Origin of the sequence: Halomonas colorata, from assembly GCF_014897985.1 — a bacterium.
Classification (GTDB): domain Bacteria; phylum Pseudomonadota; class Gammaproteobacteria; order Pseudomonadales; family Halomonadaceae; genus Vreelandella; species Vreelandella colorata.
Map to the genome: position 1 here is coordinate 1 of NZ_JABUZA010000015.1, position 17,086 is coordinate 17,086.

At 57.4% G+C, this 17,086-nt stretch carries 16 protein-coding genes; 13 read left to right on the top strand and 3 right to left on the bottom strand.

Annotated elements, in window-relative coordinates; translation table 11 throughout:
* A partial coding sequence (locus INT33_RS21155; protein WP_226940137.1) for a hypothetical protein occupies positions 1-245 on the top strand: 245 nt, incomplete at its 5' end.
* Here INT33_RS21155 and tyrS read toward each other — a convergent pair.
* Positions 238-1,437 (bottom strand): tyrosine--tRNA ligase, encoded by a 1,200-nt coding sequence (gene tyrS / locus INT33_RS09470; RefSeq protein WP_193091743.1) that lies wholly within the window; start codon positions 1,435-1,437, stop codon positions 238-240. The two genes, INT33_RS21155 and tyrS, sit on opposite strands and share 8 nt — an antisense overlap.
* A 114-nt stretch (positions 1,438-1,551) precedes the next feature.
* Between tyrS and INT33_RS09475 the strand changes: the two genes are divergently transcribed.
* The 6 genes from INT33_RS09475 (at position 1,552) to metW (ending at position 6,885) form a co-directional block, all read left to right on the top strand.
* Positions 1,552-2,694, top strand: a complete 1,143-nt coding sequence (locus INT33_RS09475) for an anhydro-N-acetylmuramic acid kinase (protein ID WP_193091744.1) — start codon at positions 1,552-1,554, stop codon at positions 2,692-2,694.
* 151 nt (positions 2,695-2,845) lie between these two features.
* Positions 2,846-3,550: a YggS family pyridoxal phosphate-dependent enzyme gene (locus INT33_RS09480; RefSeq protein ID WP_193091745.1), complete on the top strand. Its 705-nt coding sequence runs from the start codon at positions 2,846-2,848 to the stop codon at positions 3,548-3,550.
* Between the two features lie 55 nt (positions 3,551-3,605).
* Positions 3,606-4,430 (top strand): pyrroline-5-carboxylate reductase, encoded by an 825-nt coding sequence (gene proC / locus INT33_RS09485; protein ID WP_193091746.1) that lies wholly within the window; start codon positions 3,606-3,608, stop codon positions 4,428-4,430.
* Positions 4,431-4,460: 30 nt separating this feature from the next.
* Positions 4,461-5,054, top strand: coding sequence for a YggT family protein (locus INT33_RS09490; protein WP_018917535.1), 594 nt, complete (start codon positions 4,461-4,463; stop codon positions 5,052-5,054).
* 56 nt (positions 5,055-5,110) lie between these two features.
* The gene (gene metX, locus INT33_RS09495; RefSeq protein WP_193091747.1) at positions 5,111-6,292 is read left to right on the top strand and encodes a homoserine O-succinyltransferase MetX; all 1,182 of its coding nucleotides are present in this window, start codon (positions 5,111-5,113) and stop codon (positions 6,290-6,292) included.
* The gene (metW, locus tag INT33_RS09500; RefSeq protein ID WP_018917537.1) at positions 6,292-6,885 is read left to right on the top strand and encodes a methionine biosynthesis protein MetW; all 594 of its coding nucleotides are present in this window, start codon (positions 6,292-6,294) and stop codon (positions 6,883-6,885) included. The genes metX and metW overlap by 1 nt, the downstream gene beginning before the upstream one ends.
* On the opposite strand, the gene sfsA is transcribed toward metW, so the two are convergent.
* Together sfsA and INT33_RS09510 are read right to left on the bottom strand one after the other, a co-directional pair.
* Entirely contained in the window at positions 6,826-7,611 is a 786-nt protein-coding gene (sfsA, locus tag INT33_RS09505) for a DNA/RNA nuclease SfsA (protein ID WP_193091748.1), read from the bottom strand. The two genes, metW and sfsA, sit on opposite strands and share 60 nt — an antisense overlap.
* Positions 7,608-8,768, bottom strand: a complete 1,161-nt coding sequence (locus tag INT33_RS09510; RefSeq protein WP_193091749.1) for an aminotransferase class I/II-fold pyridoxal phosphate-dependent enzyme — start codon at positions 8,766-8,768, stop codon at positions 7,608-7,610. The genes sfsA and INT33_RS09510 overlap by 4 nt, the downstream gene beginning before the upstream one ends.
* A 197-nt stretch (positions 8,769-8,965) precedes the next feature.
* Here INT33_RS09510 and dksA point away from each other — a divergent pair, with 197 nt between their 5' ends.
* The 6 genes from dksA to pcnB all read left to right on the top strand — a co-directional run bounded on the left by dksA (position 8,966) and on the right by pcnB (position 17,079).
* Positions 8,966-9,403, top strand: coding sequence for an RNA polymerase-binding protein DksA (gene dksA / locus INT33_RS09515; protein WP_018917540.1), 438 nt, complete (start codon positions 8,966-8,968; stop codon positions 9,401-9,403).
* A gap of 80 nt (positions 9,404-9,483) precedes the next feature.
* A complete protein-coding gene (gluQRS, locus tag INT33_RS09520) occupies positions 9,484-10,374 on the top strand; it encodes a tRNA glutamyl-Q(34) synthetase GluQRS (protein ID WP_193091750.1) in 891 nt (296 codons plus the stop codon).
* 10 nt (positions 10,375-10,384) lie between these two features.
* Positions 10,385-10,561: a hypothetical protein gene (locus tag INT33_RS09525; RefSeq protein ID WP_018917542.1), complete on the top strand. Its 177-nt coding sequence runs from the start codon at positions 10,385-10,387 to the stop codon at positions 10,559-10,561.
* Complete coding sequence (locus INT33_RS09530; protein ID WP_193091751.1) at positions 10,551-13,493, top strand: ATP-binding protein; 2,943 nt, start codon at positions 10,551-10,553, stop codon at positions 13,491-13,493. The genes INT33_RS09525 and INT33_RS09530 overlap by 11 nt, the downstream gene beginning before the upstream one ends.
* The gene (locus INT33_RS09535) at positions 13,471-14,856 is read left to right on the top strand and encodes a sigma-54-dependent transcriptional regulator (RefSeq protein ID WP_018917544.1); all 1,386 of its coding nucleotides are present in this window, start codon (positions 13,471-13,473) and stop codon (positions 14,854-14,856) included. Before INT33_RS09530 ends, INT33_RS09535 begins: the two co-directional genes overlap by 23 nt.
* An 837-nt stretch (positions 14,857-15,693) precedes the next feature.
* Entirely contained in the window at positions 15,694-17,079 is a 1,386-nt protein-coding gene (gene pcnB / locus INT33_RS09540; protein ID WP_192537951.1) for a polynucleotide adenylyltransferase PcnB, read from the top strand.
* Positions 17,080-17,086: the final 7 nt, after the last annotated feature.

The following is a 17,086-nucleotide window of genomic DNA, read 5'->3' on the forward strand; positions in this document are numbered from 1 at the left end:
TGACCGGAGCCGCTTGCCTCAGCGAGGAAGGCGTATTCTACGCATTTCCTGGTGTTTGTCAACCGCTGTTTTTAGCGGGTGAAGTGAGCGACCTAAATCTCGCTAACCTCCTGACAAACAGAAGGTTTTCACCTTCATTCACCGCTGGTAACGCTTGGCGTCCCCGGCAGCGGATGCGTACTTTACGGATTCGCTGCCGGATTGGCAAGGGCTTTTTTAAAGATAGTTTCAAAAACTTCAAATAAGCGTCACACGGGCGTAACGTTTCTTACCTGCCTGTATTACGTAGGCCTTACCCGTCGCCAGCATAGTGTCCTGAGCAACGGCTTCTCCATCGACCTTAACACTGCCGTTTTTGAGCATATCCTTTGCCTGGGCACTGTTCTTGGTCAGGCCAGAGCGATTAAGTACGGCTGCAATGGGTGCCTGCTCGGCCCCTTCAAAATCCACTTCCACTTCCGGCAGGTCTTCCGGCAGTTCGCCATCGGCTAGTTGATTACCCGCTGACTTATGAGCGTTGGCGGCCGCTTCGTCACCGTGGTAGCGAGCAATCAGCTCACGCGCCAGCTCCATTTTCACGTCACGCGGGTTCGCACCCTGTTCAACGCTTTGCTTAAGCGCCTCGATCTCTTCGTTAGACTTCAGCGACAGCAGCTCGAAGTAACGCCACATCAAGCTATCGGGCATTGAAACCAGCTTGTTGAACATAGAACCCGGCGCTTCATCTACCCCAACGTAGTTGCCCAGCGACTTCGACATCTTCTGCACGCCGTCCAAGCCTTCCAACAACGGCATGGTAATAACGACCTGCGGCTCCTGACCGAAGTGCTTTTGAATTTCACGGCCCATCAGCAGGTTGAACTTCTGATCGGTGCCACCCAATTCGATATCAGCCTCAAGCGCCACCGAGTCGTAGCCCTGAACCAGCGGATACAGAAACTCGTGGATCGCGATCGGCTGGTTGGACTTGTAGCGCTTTTCAAAGTCGTCACGTTCAAGCATGCGGGCAACGGTACTTTGAGCGGCCAGCTCAATCATCTTGGCGGCGGTCAGTTCGCCAAACCACTCGGCATTAAAGCGCACCTCGGTCTTTTCAGGATCGAGGATCTTGAACACCTGCTCTTTATAGGTTTCCGCGTTGGCTTTTACATCCGCTTCGGTTAGTGGCTTGCGGGTCACGTTTTTGCCGGTTGGGTCGCCAATGCGGCCGGTGAAATCACCAATCAAAAAGATGACCGTGTGACCCAGGTCCTGGAATTGACGCATTTTGGTCAGCAATACGCTGTGGCCCAGATGCAGATCAGGGGCTGTGGGGTCAAAACCAGCTTTGATACGCAGCTTACGCCCAGAGGCCAGCTTTTTCTTAAGCTCGTCCTCTACCAGGATTTCATGCGTACCCCGCGCCAGCAGCGCTAAAGCCTGATCCACCTCACTCATTGCCTCTCTCCATATAAACTTTGCCCAAATGGGCACACAGATGATAAATAGCCGACGATGTTACCATGCCTGCAGTTCTTGGTTGAGCCTTCGCACCGCTTTGGATGATGCTTTATGAAAACGCCCCCCGCGGCTCCCACGCTTTACTATATTGGCTTGATGTCAGGCACCAGCCTGGATGGCGTTGATGCCGCCCTGATTGCTATCGAGCCAGGCACTCCCCCACGGCTGGTAGCCACACACGCTGAACCGATGCCGGATACGCTGCACAGCGCACTATTAGCGCTGTGCCATGCCGAGCAGGCAAGCTTTGCGCAGCTGGCCTTTGCAGAAAACACGTTTTGCGCACTGCAGGCACAGGCCGTTAAGGCACTACTCGCCAAGCAGCAGCTATCACCCCATCAGATTACCGCGATCGGCAGCCACGGCCAGACTATTGAGCACGCCCCGAGTGGCCATCAAGGCGGCCCCGCCTATACGCTGCAGCTAGACAACCCCAGCCTCTTAGCGGAACTCACCGGCTGTACGGTTGTGGCGGATTTTCGCCGCCGCGATCTAGCCGCGGGCGGCCAGGCGGCACCGCTCGCCCCGGCGTTTCATCAGGCACTGTTTGGCAGAAAAAGTGCCGATCAGTTGATTCTCAACCTGGGCGGTATTGCCAATATCACCTGGCTGCCCCGTGATGAAGACCACCCCGTGCTGGGCTTTGATACCGGCCCGGCCAACGTATTGCTGGATGCGTGGTTTGCTGAACATCAAGGCGGCCGCTTTGATCAGGACGGTGCCTGGGCCAAGAGCGGCCAAGTGGATGAGAAGCTGTTAGCAGACTTTTTAGCTGACCCGTTCTTCCGCCAGCCGCCGCCGCGCAGCACAGGACGGGAACACTTTCACCTGGCGTGGCTCAAGCAGCGGCTTACCGGCAGGGAATTGCCGGCAGATGTACAGGCCACCCTGGCGGAGCTAACCGCTATCAGCGTGGCGGAAGGTATCGGCCAACTGCTGCCTGGCGGCCAACCCACCACATTGATTACCGGCGGTGGCGGTGCGCATAACGCCTACTTAATGACACGCCTGGCCCATCATCTGCCCAACGCCACGTTTACCTCGCCCACCGCTTACGGCTGGCCGGAAGACTGGATTGAAGCAGGTGCGTTTGCCTGGCTTGCCCATCAGCGTTTGCACCATCTGCCCGGCAACTTGCCCTCCGTGACGGGCGCTCAGGGGCCTCGTGTGCTGGGCGGCGTTTATGCGCCTTGACGGTTTATATTAAACGCCGCTGAATACCCTCTTTCGCCGCATCAGGGGAGGAATTCCGCACAAAGGCACCCCCCGAACGCATTCTGCTTTGCCGAGAATGCCAGCAGTTCGGTAATATCCATCTCTCCCTCAGCTGCTAAGGTGCTTGAGTATGACAGACATCGCGCTACCCGAGTCGCTTGCCCAAGCGCGCGAACGCCTGCACCAGGCGCTTCAAAAAGCAGGCCGCCCGTTAAATGATGCGACACTGCTGGCGGTGAGCAAAACCAAACCGGCGGCCCTGATTCGTCAGGCCTGGGCGCTCGGCCAACGCGAATTTGGCGAAAACTACCTGCAGGAAGCGCTGGAAAAGCAGGTAGCCCTGGCTGACCTTGATGATATCGTGTGGCATTTCATTGGCCCGCTGCAGTCGAACAAAACCCGCGCGGTAGCAGAGCACTTTGACTGGATGCACAGCGTGGACCGCTTGAAAATTGCTAAACGGCTAAGTGAACAGCGTCCGCCGCATTTAGCGCCGTTAAATATTTGCCTACAGGTTAATATCAGCCGTGAGGCGTCCAAGTCCGGCGTTATGCCTGAAGACGTCATGGACTTGGCCCGCGAAATCGCCCAGCTACCCCATTTATGCTTGCGCGGGTTAATGGCCATTCCCGCACCAGCCAAGACTCTAGAAGCGCAACGCGAACCGCTAGCGGCACTCAAGCAATTACTTACATCGCTGCAGGCCGCGCTACCTCAGGCCCCATTAGATACACTCTCAATGGGCATGAGCGATGACCTGGAGGCCGCCGTGCTTGAAGGCGCCACACTGGTACGCCTAGGCACAGCCATCTTCGGTGCGCGCGGGGCGGCCTAGCACAACACGTTAAGGCTGCTGACACAGCAAACTCACCCTTCAATAGGATAAGTACATGGCGAGCAAGATCACTTTTATCGGCGCAGGCAATATGGCAAGCGCGATTATCGGCGGCCTTATCGACAGCGGCGTTGCGCCCACTGACCTTACCGCCACGGCTCCCAAAAACAGCGAGCTTGCGCCGGTTAAAGAGCGCCTGGGCATTAACACCCATACCGACAACAATGCTGCCATCAGTAGCGCTGATGTAGTGGTTCTGGCCGTAAAACCACAGATCATGCGCGCGGTCTGTGAAGACCTGCGAGACACTGTTCAGCAACAGCGTCCGCTGGTAATTTCGATCGCCGCAGGCCTAGATGCCGCGACCATCGACCAGTGGCTAGGGGGCAATAATGCCCTGGTACGCTGCATGCCCAATACGCCATCGTTGGTGGGTTATGGCGCCAGCGGCTTGTATGCCAATGCCGCCGTCAGCGATGGCCAGCGCGATATCGCCACCCAGCTAATGGAAGCGGTCGGCATTGTGGAATGGGTAGAAGAAGAATCTCTTTTAGACGCGGTTACCGCCGTTTCGGGTAGCGCACCGGCCTACTTCTTTTTGATGTTTGAAGCGATGGAAGAAGCCGCCGTAAAACTTGGCCTGCCGGCTGACACCGCGCGTCGCCTGGCGATTCAAACCGCACTAGGTGCCGCCACCATGGCGCAGCGAAGTGACAAAGACCCCGCTACGCTCAAGCAGAACGTTATGTCTCCAGGCGGCACTACCGAACGCGCCATTCAGCATATGGAAGAAGCGCAACTGCGCACTATTATTGCCGATGCCATGGAAGCCTGCGCCAAGCGTGCCCAAGAAATGGCCCATGAATTAAGCAGCAACTAAACATCACCTAACGTAACGGAGACATCATCAATGGGCAGCCAATTGGGTAGTGCCGGGTTAACGCTGGTTAACTCACTGATCAACATCTATTTATTTTTACTGATGCTGCGCTTTTTATTGCAGGCTTCGCGTGCGGATTACTACAACCCGCTAAGCCAGACGGTGGTTAAAATCACTCAGCCGGTCGTCGGGCCGTTTCAAAGCTTCCTAGGCCCCGTCGCTGGACGCTTCGACCTCGCGACCCTGGCCGCTGGCTTTGTACTAAAGGTAGTCAGCATCATCGCCATTTTTATGGTCATCGGCATCGGCATGCCGCCCATTGCCGGGCTGCTGATTGCCGGCATTGCGGCGCTTGCCAATGCCATCTTAAAGATCTATTTCTTTGCCATGATCGTGATGATCATTCTGAGCTGGGTTGCGCCGAACGCCAGCCATCCGGCAGCGCTGCTGGTCATGCAGCTGGTAGAACCCATCATGGCGCCAGTGCGTCGGGTGATTCCGCCATTGGGCATGATTGATCTATCGCCGATTGTGGTGTTTATCGCCATTAATCTCATCGATGGGCTGGTCGTTGGCTCGCTGATCCGTGCGGCTGGCATTTCCGGTGCGCTGGTAGGTCTTTAAAGGCCTCTTTCAGCTACCCATTCAGCAGGACTCATTTAGCAGGACTAACGCTCTCGATGCCCGATTCAGACACGCTTGCTTTTACTGACCGACCAACGGACTCCGTTGGTCTTGTCACGCCGCATATTGCCCAGTTCGATACCCCGCTTGCGCTCGCCTGCGGCAAAGTATTGCCCGAATATGAGCTGATTTATGAGACCTATGGCACGCTAAACGCCGAGCGCAGCAACGCCGTACTGATTTGTCACGCCCTTTCCGGCCATCATCACGCAGCGGGCTATCACAGCCAGGATGATCGCAAACCCGGCTGGTGGGATTCTCATATCGGCCCCGGCAAATCCATCGACACCAACCGCTTTTTCGTCGTGTCCTTAAATAATCTGGGTGGCTGCCACGGCAGTACCGGGCCGGTTAGCCACAACCCGGAAAGCGGGCGCCAGTGGGGCCCGGATTTCCCCATGATGACGGTCAGCGACTGGGTTGCCAGCCAAGCGCGCCTGGCGGATCACCTGGGGATTGAACGCTGGGCCGCCGCCGTAGGCGGAAGCCTCGGCGGCATGCAGGTATTGCAGTGGACAATTACCTATCCGGAGCGCGTGGCCAATGCGGTGGTGATTGCGGCAACGCCGCGTCTTTCAGCGCAAAATATCGCGTTTAACGAAGTCGCGCGCCAGGCTATTCGCTCGGACCCAGAGTTCTTTGGCGGCTGGTACGCCGACCATGACACCGTGCCCAAACGCGGGCTGAAACTGGCACGCATGGTGGGCCATATCACCTATCTGTCAGAAGATGCCATGGGCAGCAAGTTCGGTCGAGACCTGCGTAGCGATGACCTCAATTTTGGTTTCGACGTTGAGTTTCAGGTCGAGTCCTACCTGCGCTATCAGGGTGATGCGTTCTCAACCGCGTTTGATGCCAACACTTACCTGCTGATGACCAAGGCGCTGGACTATTTCGACCCGGCCGCTCTGGCTGACGGCGATCTCGCCAAGGCGCTGGCGCCCGCGCAGTGCCCGTTTCTGATTGTCAGCTTTACGACCGACTGGCGGTTCCCGCCGGCACGCTCACGCGAGCTGGTAGATGCACTGATCCGTGCAGGCAAGTCGGTTAGCTACGCCAATATTGAATCGCCTCACGGACACGACGCGTTCTTGCTGCCGGAGCCACGCTATCAGGCGTTGTTCAGCGCCTTTATGAACCGTACCGCCCGTGAGCTAGGCCTGGAGGAGATCCGTTGATGCGCGCCGACCTTGAACTGATTTACGACTGGGTACCCCAAGGCGCCCACGTGCTGGATCTTGCCTGTGGCGACGGAGCGCTTCTGGAAAGCCTGGCACGCGACAAAGGCGTGACCGGCTATGGGCTGGAAATTGATCCTGAGGGCATCACCAGCTGTGTCGCACGGGGCGTCAGCGTTATCGAGCACAATCTGGACGACGGATTGGCCAGCTTCTGCGATCACAGCTATGACCAAGTGATCATGACTCAGGCCCTACAGGCACTCCGCCGCCCCGATAAAATGCTCGACGAGATGTTACGCGTCGCTGAAGAAGGCATTATCACGTTCCCCAACTTCGCCTATTGGCGTCATCGGGTTTATCTGGGGCTGCGCGGCTATATGCCGGTATCCAAATCGCTGCCCCATGCGTGGTACGACACGCCCAACATCCACCTGTCGACCTTTAACGATTTCGAGCACCTGTGCCGCGAGAAAGGCCTGGTAATTGTCGATCGTGCCGTGGGCGTCGGCGAGCGCCGCGGGCACTGGACTTCAAAGTGGTGGCCCAACCTGTTCGGCGAGATAGCGATTTTCCGCGTACGTCGACGCTAGTCGCACCGGCAGCGTACGCTCAAGCGCTACGCTGACCGGAATGCCCGCCTCCCAGGTGACCTGCGTACCATAAGCAAGCACCTCTACCCCATCGGTAACCGCCGCCTCAAGACCCGCCGCATAAGCAGCATCGATATGGGCGGCGGGTGCGACATCATCGATTCCCTCGTGGGCAATGCAGAAAAGCAGCACCGCCCGCTCGCCTTGTCGGGCCAGCGCACTGAGCGCCTGTAGGTGTTTGAGCCCACGCGCACTCACCGAGTCAGGGAAATACCCGTAGCCGTCCAGTTCCTTAAGGGTCACCTGCTTGACCTCAACGTAAGCGCGCCCTTTAAGCGGGTCTTCCAAAAGAAAATCAAGCCGCGACTCACCGACTTTTACCTCACGGTGATGCTGGGCATAGCCGAATAAAGCGTCCAATCGGTTATTACTGAGTGCCGCCTCAACAATCCGATTCGTCCGCCCGGTATGCACTGAGGCTAACGACGCACTGCCATCAGGCTGGGGCAGCTCAATCAGCTCCCAAGTCCACAACAGCTTGCGCTTGGGGTTATCGCTGGGCGACAGCCAGACGCGGCAGCCAGGAAGATTCACGGCTTTCATCGACCCGGTATTAGGACAATGCGCCACCACTTCCCGGCCATCGTCGAGGCGCACATCGGCAAAAAAGCGTTTATAACGGCGTAGCAGCGTGCCGGGCACCAATGCCGGATAGCGAACCGTCATAGCCGCCCCACAAAGCGGGCAATCCGCGCCACGGCTTCTTCAAGTCGAGCAACGTCGTTGGTAAACGCAATCCGCACATGGTGCTCACCGCCACGTACCGCAAAATCGATACCGGGGGTAATCGCCACGTTTTCCTCTTCCAAAAGCCGCTCGCAGAACGCTTGGCCATCCTGGCTATAGCGCGAGATATCCAGCCATACATAAAACGCACCCTGAGGCGGTAAATCAGGCGCCAAGCCCAACTGCGCCAGCCCATCCAGCAGTACTTGACGACGCTCGGCGAGTATTTCGCGGCGCTGCTCCAGAAGAGCCCGGCACTCGGGAGTGAAAGCGGCAAGCGCTGCATGCTGTGAAGGTGTTGAAGCTGCCAGAAAGACATTCTGGGCAAGCCGGGTTAACGGCTCGACAGCCCGCTCCGGCGCGACCAGCCACCCCAGGCGCCAGCCGGTCATACCGAAATACTTCGAGAAGCTGTTAACCACAAACGCCTCGCGGGAAAGCGATGTGGCCGACAGAGGTGCGTCGTCGTAATTGAGCCCCTGATAAATCTCGTCAACGATCACTTCGCCCGAACGCTTGGCCACGGCGTCCAGCACTTGGCTAAGCTGTTCGGCGCTCAACGTGTGCCCGGTAGGGTTGGAAGGCGAGGCCAGCATGGCCAGACGGGTATCGTCGCGCCAGTGGCGGTCTATCAATCCGGCGTCCAGCTGCCAGCCGCTTTCACGCCCCACCGACACCGCATCAACCTCGGCCCCCGCCAGGGCCATAAAATGGCGGTTACACGGATAGTTGGGGTCAGCCATCAGCACCCGGTCGCCACTTTCGACCAGCAGCTGGCTTGCGAGCAATAGCGCCCCTGACGCGCCGGGCGTTACCAGAATCCGCGCAGGGTCCACCTGGGCATTAAAGTGCTCGGCATAGTGGCCGGCAATTGCCTCACGTAGCGCGGGTAGTCCTGCCGCAGGGGTGTAGCGCGTCTGGCCGCTGGCCAGCGCCTTTTGGCCTGCGGCCATAATCGGCTCGGGCGTGGCGAAATCAGGCTCCCCCACTTCCAGGTGGATCACATCGTGACCTGCCGCCTCACGCGCCTGAGCCATTTCAAGTAAGTGCATCACCCGAAAGGGGGCAACGTGATTGACACGCGAATTCCAGGCCATAACAGCTCCTTAACCGAACAGAATTAAAACAAGACATAAACCATGACACAGGTCGTATAAACGGCAAGACCATAGTAGAAAGCACACTATTATGCTTGCAACGCAGCCATTTTTCAGATAAACAAGCATCCCTTTGGCGTGAGATCGTGGCACACGCTCATGGTCGATCAGCAGTCACATACGTAAGGGGCAATCCCATGCCAGTAGCGGAAAAAAAACCGGAAGCGACCAAGACTTTCACCCCGTATGAACCGGCACCGGGTGAAGAGTACATGAACGATAAGCAGTTAGCGCATTTTCGCCAACTGCTGTTGGACTGGAAGCAAGACCTCATGGAAGAGGTGGATCGTACCGTGCGCCACCTTCAGGAAGACGCTAATAACTATGCTGATCCCGCTGACCGTGCAACGCAGGAAGAAGGCTTTAGCCTTGAGCTGCGCACGCGCGACCGTGAGCGCAAACTGCTTAAAAAGATCAACGAAACTATCGAGAACATCGATGACGACGATTATGGTTTCTGCGAAGCCTGTGGCGTTGAAATTGGCATTCGTCGCTTAGAAGCCCGTCCAACCGCTACCCTATGCGTGGATTGCAAAACGCTGGCGGAGCTTAAAGAAAAACAGCTGGGCGGCTAAGCAGGTTGGTTAAACCACCTGTACGCTAACGTTGTCGGCGGGCACCTTGGGGTGCCCGTTTTTGTTTTGGGTAAAGGCTTATGACTGCTTCTTCTTGCTACCGTGGACGCTTTGCTCCCACCCCGTCAGGACCTCTACATTTTGGCTCCCTGGTGGCGGCACTGGGCAGCTATCTGGATGCCCGCGCCGTCGGCGGTGAATGGCTGGTACGGATTGAAGATATTGATCCGCCGCGTTGCCCCCAAGGGGCCGACACTACCATCCTGTGCCAGTTGGAGGCCTTTGGTCTGCATTGGGATAAAGAGATTGTCTGGCAGCATGGCCGCCACGCGGCTTATCAACAGGCACTTGAGCAGCTAGCGGCCCAGGGATTAGCCTATCCGTGCAGCTGCTCACGCAAGCAGTGGCAGGATTATGCTATTTACCCAGGCTGGTGTCGTGATGGGCTAAGCGCCTCGGGCAAGCCGGTCGCCTGGCGGCTACGCAGCGATTTGGCCAAGCGCCCCATCACCTGGCAGGATCGTCTGTTCGGCCATCAACAGTTTGATCCTGCCGAGATGGGCGACGTGGTGCTCAAGCGCAAGGATAACCTTTGGGCTTACCAGCTGGCGGTTGTCGTCGACGATGCCGAACAGGGCATTACCGATGTGGTAAGAGGCTTGGATCTGCTCGACAACACGCCCTGGCAGCGCCAGCTGCAAATTGCCCTGCAACTTCCCGAGCCACGCTACCTGCATTTACCGCTAGTGGTAACATCACAAGGCCAGAAGCTCTCGAAACAGAACCTTGCGCCATCGCTTGCCGGTGATGACCGGGGTATTCGCCGCCAACTATTTCAGGCGCTTCAAGCGCTCGACCAATCGCCGCCGCCTGAATTAGCCACAGAACTTCCGGAAAGCCAATTACACTGGGCCGTGGCCAACTGGTCGGTTGAATACCTTTCGCCAGCCGAACACCGCCTCTTGCCGTAAGGAATTAACTATGTATGTCTACCGCATCATGCTGTTTTTGGTGTTTGGCGGTTACTTACTCTCTCCGTTATTGATGGACGGCTGGAGCGATCCCGACGCGGTCTGGTACCGTCCGTTTGCGATCTGGGGCGTATTGATTGCGCTCACGCTATGGCTTGAGCAAAAAAGGAAGTTAGATGAGCGTTGAGTTAACCGGCGTTTTACTGCTCGGATTAGGCTACCTGGGCCTGCTGTTTAGCTGTGGCGTTGCCGTAGAGCGCGGCTGGATACCCACACGGATTGCTCGCCACCCGCTGGTCTACACCCTCGCGCTAGGGGTTTATGCCAGCGCCTGGGCCATCTATGGCAGCGTCGAGTTTGCCGCCAATGCAGGGTTTGGTTATCTGGCCTATTACCTGGGCGCGGCGGGTACGTTTCTGCTCGCGCCGGTGCTGCTGGTACCCATTCAGCGTATTACCCGCACCTACCAGCTCGCCTCGCTAGCGGATCTGTTTGCATTTCGATTTCGCTCCCGATGGGCAGGCACGCTGGTCACGTTGATCAGCCTGCTGGCGGTGTTGCCACTGCTGGGTATTCAGGTTCAAACCTTAAGCGATGCCATTCACTGGCTTACCGGCAGCTCCTACAGTTCTGGCGTGGCGCTGCTGTTTTGCGGTTTGATTGCGGTGTTTGCCGTGGTCTTTGGCGCACGGCATAGCCATGCCCGCCAGGACCCTTTGATCAGCATTCTGGCATTTGAATCGTTAATCAAACTGTTCGCGATGCTCGGCCTGGGCGCGGCAGCGCTATGGCTTGTGTTTGACGGGCCGCAGGACCTGCAACACTGGCTGGAAGGGCCGGGCTTTCAAGCCCAGCTGGCAACTCCTCAGCTAGAGGAGGCCCAGTGGCGCACGCTGCTGCTACTGTTTTTTGCAGCCGCCTTCATGATGCCCCACCTGTTTCATATCACGTTTGCCGAAAACCTGTCGCGCCATACGCTGCTTCAAGCCAGCTGGACTCTGCCGCTCTACTTGCTATTAATGGCCATACCGATACCCCTGATTTGGTGGGCTGCCCAATCCGTCACCGACGATATTCCGGTCGCGGCCTACGCCGTTTATGTGATGAGCGAACATTGGTGGATCAAGGCGCTGGCGTTTCTGGCCGGACTTGCCGCCGCCAGTGGCACCATGATCATGATCGCGCTGGCCCTTTCCGGCATGGTGCTCAACCATATCGTGCTGGTGGCCAGGCCTCCAGAAGCCCGGAGTGACCTGTATGGCTGGCTGCTCTGGCTACGCCGTGGCCTGGTAGTCGGCGTTATTATTAGCGGCTGGCTGTTTTATGAATGGGTGGGGCGAAATCACGACCTTGCCAGCCTTGGCCTGGCATCGTTTGTCGGCATGGCTCAATGCTTACCCGGTATGCTGGCGCTGCTCTATTGGCCAGGCGCCAACCGCATGGGCATGGTGGTCGGACTGATCGCAGGCGTTGCGCTATGGCTCTGGGGGCTCTGGCTGCCGCTGATTTTCTCGCTCCCCACACCGCCGCTGCCCTTTGCCCACCTTATCCCTGCCAATGCGCCGCCCTGGTACACGGTCACTCTGCTGTCGCTTGCCACTAACATCGTGCTGTTGATTGTCATCTCGCTGTTTACGCGTATATCAGAAGGTGAAAGATCAGCGGCAGAAGCGTGTTCTGTCGATGCGGTCATCCGCTCGAAGCGCTTACCGCTGGAAGCCGCCACCGCCGCTGATTTTTCTCCTCATCTGGCCCAGGCTATAGGCGATGAGGCGGCCCAGCGCGAGGTTTCCCGAGCGCTAAAAGCCCTCAAGCTGACGCCTCAAGAGCGGCGTCCTTACGCGTTACGCAGGCTACGCGACCGTATTCAGGCCAACCTTTCAGGCTTGATGGGGCCTTCGGTCGCCCGCGATATCGTCGACCGCTACCTGCCCTACCGCCATGATGATGCACCGGTAACCGACGATATCCACTTTGTCGAAAGTCGCTTGGAAGCCTACCGCTCGCGCCTGACCGGGCTTGCCCGTGAGCTTGACGGGCTACGCCGTCACCACCGACAAACGCTGGCTTACCTGCCGGTGGGGCTGTGCGTATTTGGCGATGATAAAGAGCTTATTATGTGGAATCAGGCGCTGACGCGGCTTTCAGGCATTAGCGGAGAGAGCGTTATTGGCTCGCGCTGCGACAGCCTGCCCGCCCCGTGGTCTGAGCTGCTGGGCAATGTGCTTTCCGCCTCGCAAACCCCGCGCTATAAACAGGCGGTGTCGCTGCACGGCAAGGATTACTTTCTGACCCTGCATAAAGCGGAGCTAAGCGGCCATGACAGCCGGGGCGGCAGCGTCGTTCTGGTTGAAGACCATACCGAGATGAAGTGGCTTGAGGATGAACTGGTGCATGCCGCCCGCCTGGCGTCTATCGGCCAGCTGGCGGCGGGCGTGGCCCATGAAATCGGCAATCCGATTACCGGGATCTCGTCACTGGCGCAAAATTTACGCTACGATACCAACGACCCTGCCCTGCTGGAAACCGCCGACCAGATTCAGCAATTGACCCAGCGAGTCACTAAAATAGTTAACTCACTGGTAGGCTTTGCTCACGGCGGTCGCCTTTCAGGCCCACCACCGGCGTCGCCCGTAGCGCTTACGGCGATTAGCGAAGACGCATTACACTTGATCCACCTGGCGCGCTCGGGCGAGGATGTAACGCTTACCAACGCCTGCCCTGAAGATCTTGTGGTACGCGGTGACGCGCAGCGGTTGACCCAGGTCATGGTCAATCTGCTCAGCAATGCCCGGGATGCCTGTATGCCCGGCGGTCATGTGACGATTACGGCTGGCCAGCAAAGTGGCAGCGCCTGGTGGCGAGTAACCGATGATGGCCAGGGGATCGATCCGCGCGTGCGCGATCACCTGTTTGAGCCTTTCACCACCACCAAACCGGCAGGCGAAGGCACAGGCCTTGGGCTATCGCTTGCGTATCAGATTATCAACGAGCATCAAGGCAAAATAGACGTGGCCTCGCCACCTCCCGATGAGCCTCGCGGCACGGCCATTACGCTTTGGCTGCCGCTTTACCAACAGGATGACCCGCAATCCCATGCCCAGGATTCTGATTGTTGAAGATGAAGCGATTATTCGCAGCGCCTTAAAGCGCTTACTCGAACGCCATGACTATACCGTCAGCGAAGCGGGCAGCGTCGAAGACGCCAGCCAGCTGGCGCTTAACGAGTTCGATCTCATCATCAGCGACCTGCGCCTGCCGGGCGAACCGGGCACCACGCTGATCAGTGCCGCCGCCCCTGCGCCGGTGCTGATCATGACCAGCTATGCCAGCATGCGCTCGGCGGTGGACGCCTTAAAGCAGGGGGCGGTCGACTATATCGCCAAACCGTTTGACCATACTGAGCTGCTTGAAACCATTGAGCGCATTTTGCATCAGCAGTCGATGCAGCACGGCGAGCCACCCGCGATTACCGATGATGGCGGCAGCCAGCAGATGATGATCGGTAATTGCACGGCCATGCAGCAGGTCTATACGCGTATTCGCAAAACCGCCCCGGCCGACGTTACCGTACTGATTCTGGGTGAATCGGGTACCGGTAAAGAGCTTGTCGCCCGAGCGATTCATCAGCAGAGCAAGCGCGCCAAAGCGCCGCTGATCAGCGTTAACTGCGCGGCTATTCCCGAAACGCTGATCGAATCAGAGCTGTTTGGGCATGAAAAAGGGGCATTTACCGGCGCCAGTGCATCGCGCACCGGCTTAGTAGAAGCCGCCGACCAAGGCACGCTGTTTTTGGATGAAATCGGCGAGCTACCCCTGGATGCCCAGGCGCGTCTGCTGCGCGTACTGCAGGAGGGCGAAATTCGTAAGATCGGCTCGGTCGAAACCCGCCATGTGAATGTACGCCTGATTGCCGCCACTCACCGGGACCTGCGCGCCCTGTCCAAAAGCGGCGAATTCCGTCTGGATCTTTATTACCGCCTGAACGTCATGCAGATCGAGCTGCCCCCGCTTCGCGAACGCGAAGACGATGTACTGGAAATTGCCGATATTCTGCTGGATAAAGCGTGCGCTCGGCACGAACGCCCCGGCCTACGGCTTTCCAGAGCGGCCCGCCAGGATCTGCGCGACTACCCATGGCCAGGCAATGTCCGCGAGTTGGAAAATGCCTTGGAGCGGGGGGTGATTCTGGCGGAGGGCCATTTGATTCACCCTGACGACCTGGGGCTTGCGCCAACGCCGTCGCGTAACCATTCGCAGGCCAACCCAGCGGCAACACCTTCCGCTGACGAGACTGCCCAAGGAGAAGATGAGGATGATCTATCCCTGGAAGACTACTTTCAGCACTTTGTGCTTGAACACCAGGACCAGATGAGTGAAACCGAGCTGGCTCAAAAACTCGGCATCAGCCGCAAGAACTTATGGGAGCGGCGCCAGCGGCTAGGCATCCCACGCAAGAAGACCGCACGGCGTCCTAACTGACGCCGTGGCAGGCCGCGAGACAAACCTAACACTTACGACTTACGACCAACGTCTAATATACTGATTTAAATAAAAAATATTTAAAAATCGCGTTCCAGACACTGTTACCTACCCACACAAACGACTCAAAAAACCGACACGGATCCGGTAACACTTGTTTGTTACCCTGCCGCTCTGGCACGCCATTAAACCCTCAAGACATTGAAATTTAAAAAAATTAAAACAACTGGCACGACGAGTGCAATATTACTGGGTAAGAAAAACAAATTGGGCCGCGCGGTGGGTCGCTAACAAAAACAAAATGACACCACCCCAACCTGAGCCATAACAAAAACAACAGGGCCAGGTGAGATAACAGCACTAATAACAATAACAGGCTTACATCTCTGACTTGCTGGCGCTAAGAAGAATAAGCGCAGCTAATAAAAACAAAAGGTAGCAAGTGCCCAGAAAGGACGCGACGTACACCGAATGATCTGCGTACGAACAATAATAATAGCAGTGAGTGTGTACACCCCCGGAACCAATAATAATACGTCGGGGAAGAAAAGTTCGCGGTTGGATTATTGTTTTGAATACGAGGCGGTCGGATACGGCCTATCGACTGCGGTGCGTATTCAGGGCGATGTGCCATCATGAAGAAAAACAGCAGCATGGACGCTGATTGAACACTTTATAGGGGAGGCTCTTTTAGCCTCCCCTTTCCGCGTTTATAGGGTAAGGCGTTTGCAAACCTGCCAGAGGTGCTTTGCAAGCGTAAAGGGGTCGGCTACACTCATCGGCTTACCGATTACTTCACGGTCACTTTTTCGATAACCTGCGAGTCGATATCGCCGCATGTTCAAAGGATTTACCCGTTTCTTACATAGCCCGGGAGAGCAATTGAAAACCCTGCTCGATCCCCAAGAGAGTGAAACCACTCTCAGCCCACGCATTATTCCTCGGTCCGAGCATCCTGTTTCTCGCCAACATATCAGCGACGCCGCGTTAAAAGTGCTCTATCGCCTTAGCGGTGCAGGCTTTGAGGCCTATCTGGTAGGCGGATGTATTCGCGATGCTTTGCTTGGCAAGATGCCCAAGGATTTTGACGTTGCCACCAACGCGACGCCTGAACAGGTGCGCGATCTGTTTCGCAACTCGCGCTTGATCGGCCGACGCTTTCGTATTGTTCACGTCCGCTTTGGGCGTGAGGTCATCGAAGTCACTACGTTCCGTGGCAAGCCACAAGACGAACATGGCGATCACATTGCCCAACAGTCTGACGCCGGCCTGCTGCTGCGTGACAACGTATGGGGCAATATCGAGGAAGACGCCTTACGGCGCGACTTCACCGTCAATGCCCTGTACTACAACATTGCCGACTTCAGCCTTCACGATTTTGCCAACGGTGCGCGCGATATTGAATCGCGCACGCTGCGCCTGATCGGCGACCCGGCCACGCGCTACCGGGAAGATCCGGTACGTATGCTGCGCGCCGTGCGCTTTGCGGCCAAGCTCGATTTCACCATTGAACCTGCCACCGAAGCACCGATGTACGATCTTGCGCCGCTGCTGCTGCAAATTCCGCCCGCGCGGCTGTTTGATGAAGTGCTCAAGATGTTTATGTCCGGTCATGGACTGGCGACCTTCCGCCTGCTCAGCCATTATGGCCTGTTTGGCATGCTCTTCCCCGAATCGGAAGAGGCCATGGCCGATGCGGCGTGGGCGGAAAAATTAATCGAATACGCCCTGGCCAATACCGACAAGCGGATTGCCGAAGACCGCCCAGTGACACCTGCGTTCCTGCTCGCCGCTTTCTTGTGGGCGCCGGTCGCCAACCGCCAGGCCGAGCTTGAAGCTGAAGGCATGCCCGCCATACCGGCACTACAAACCGCGGCTCAAGAGGTTGTATCACGTCAGTTGGAACATACCTCTATCCCTAAACGCTTTGGTATGCCCATGCGCGATATTTGGGAGCTGCAGGCACGCCTTCCGTTACGGCGCGGCAAGCGCGCTTTCCAGACCCGCGAGCACCCGCGTTTCCGCGCAGCTTACGATTTACTCCTGCTGCGCGAGCAAGCCGGTGAGATTCCGCGCGGCCTGGGCGACTGGTGGACGGCTTTCCAGCAGGGCGATGAGCATGAACAGCGCCGCCTGCTTCAGAAAGTGGGCGGCGACCCGGCAAGCCAGGGCGACCGCCGCCGCAAACGGCGCCGTAAACCCACGCGTAACCCCGAACAGTGAGTAAAGC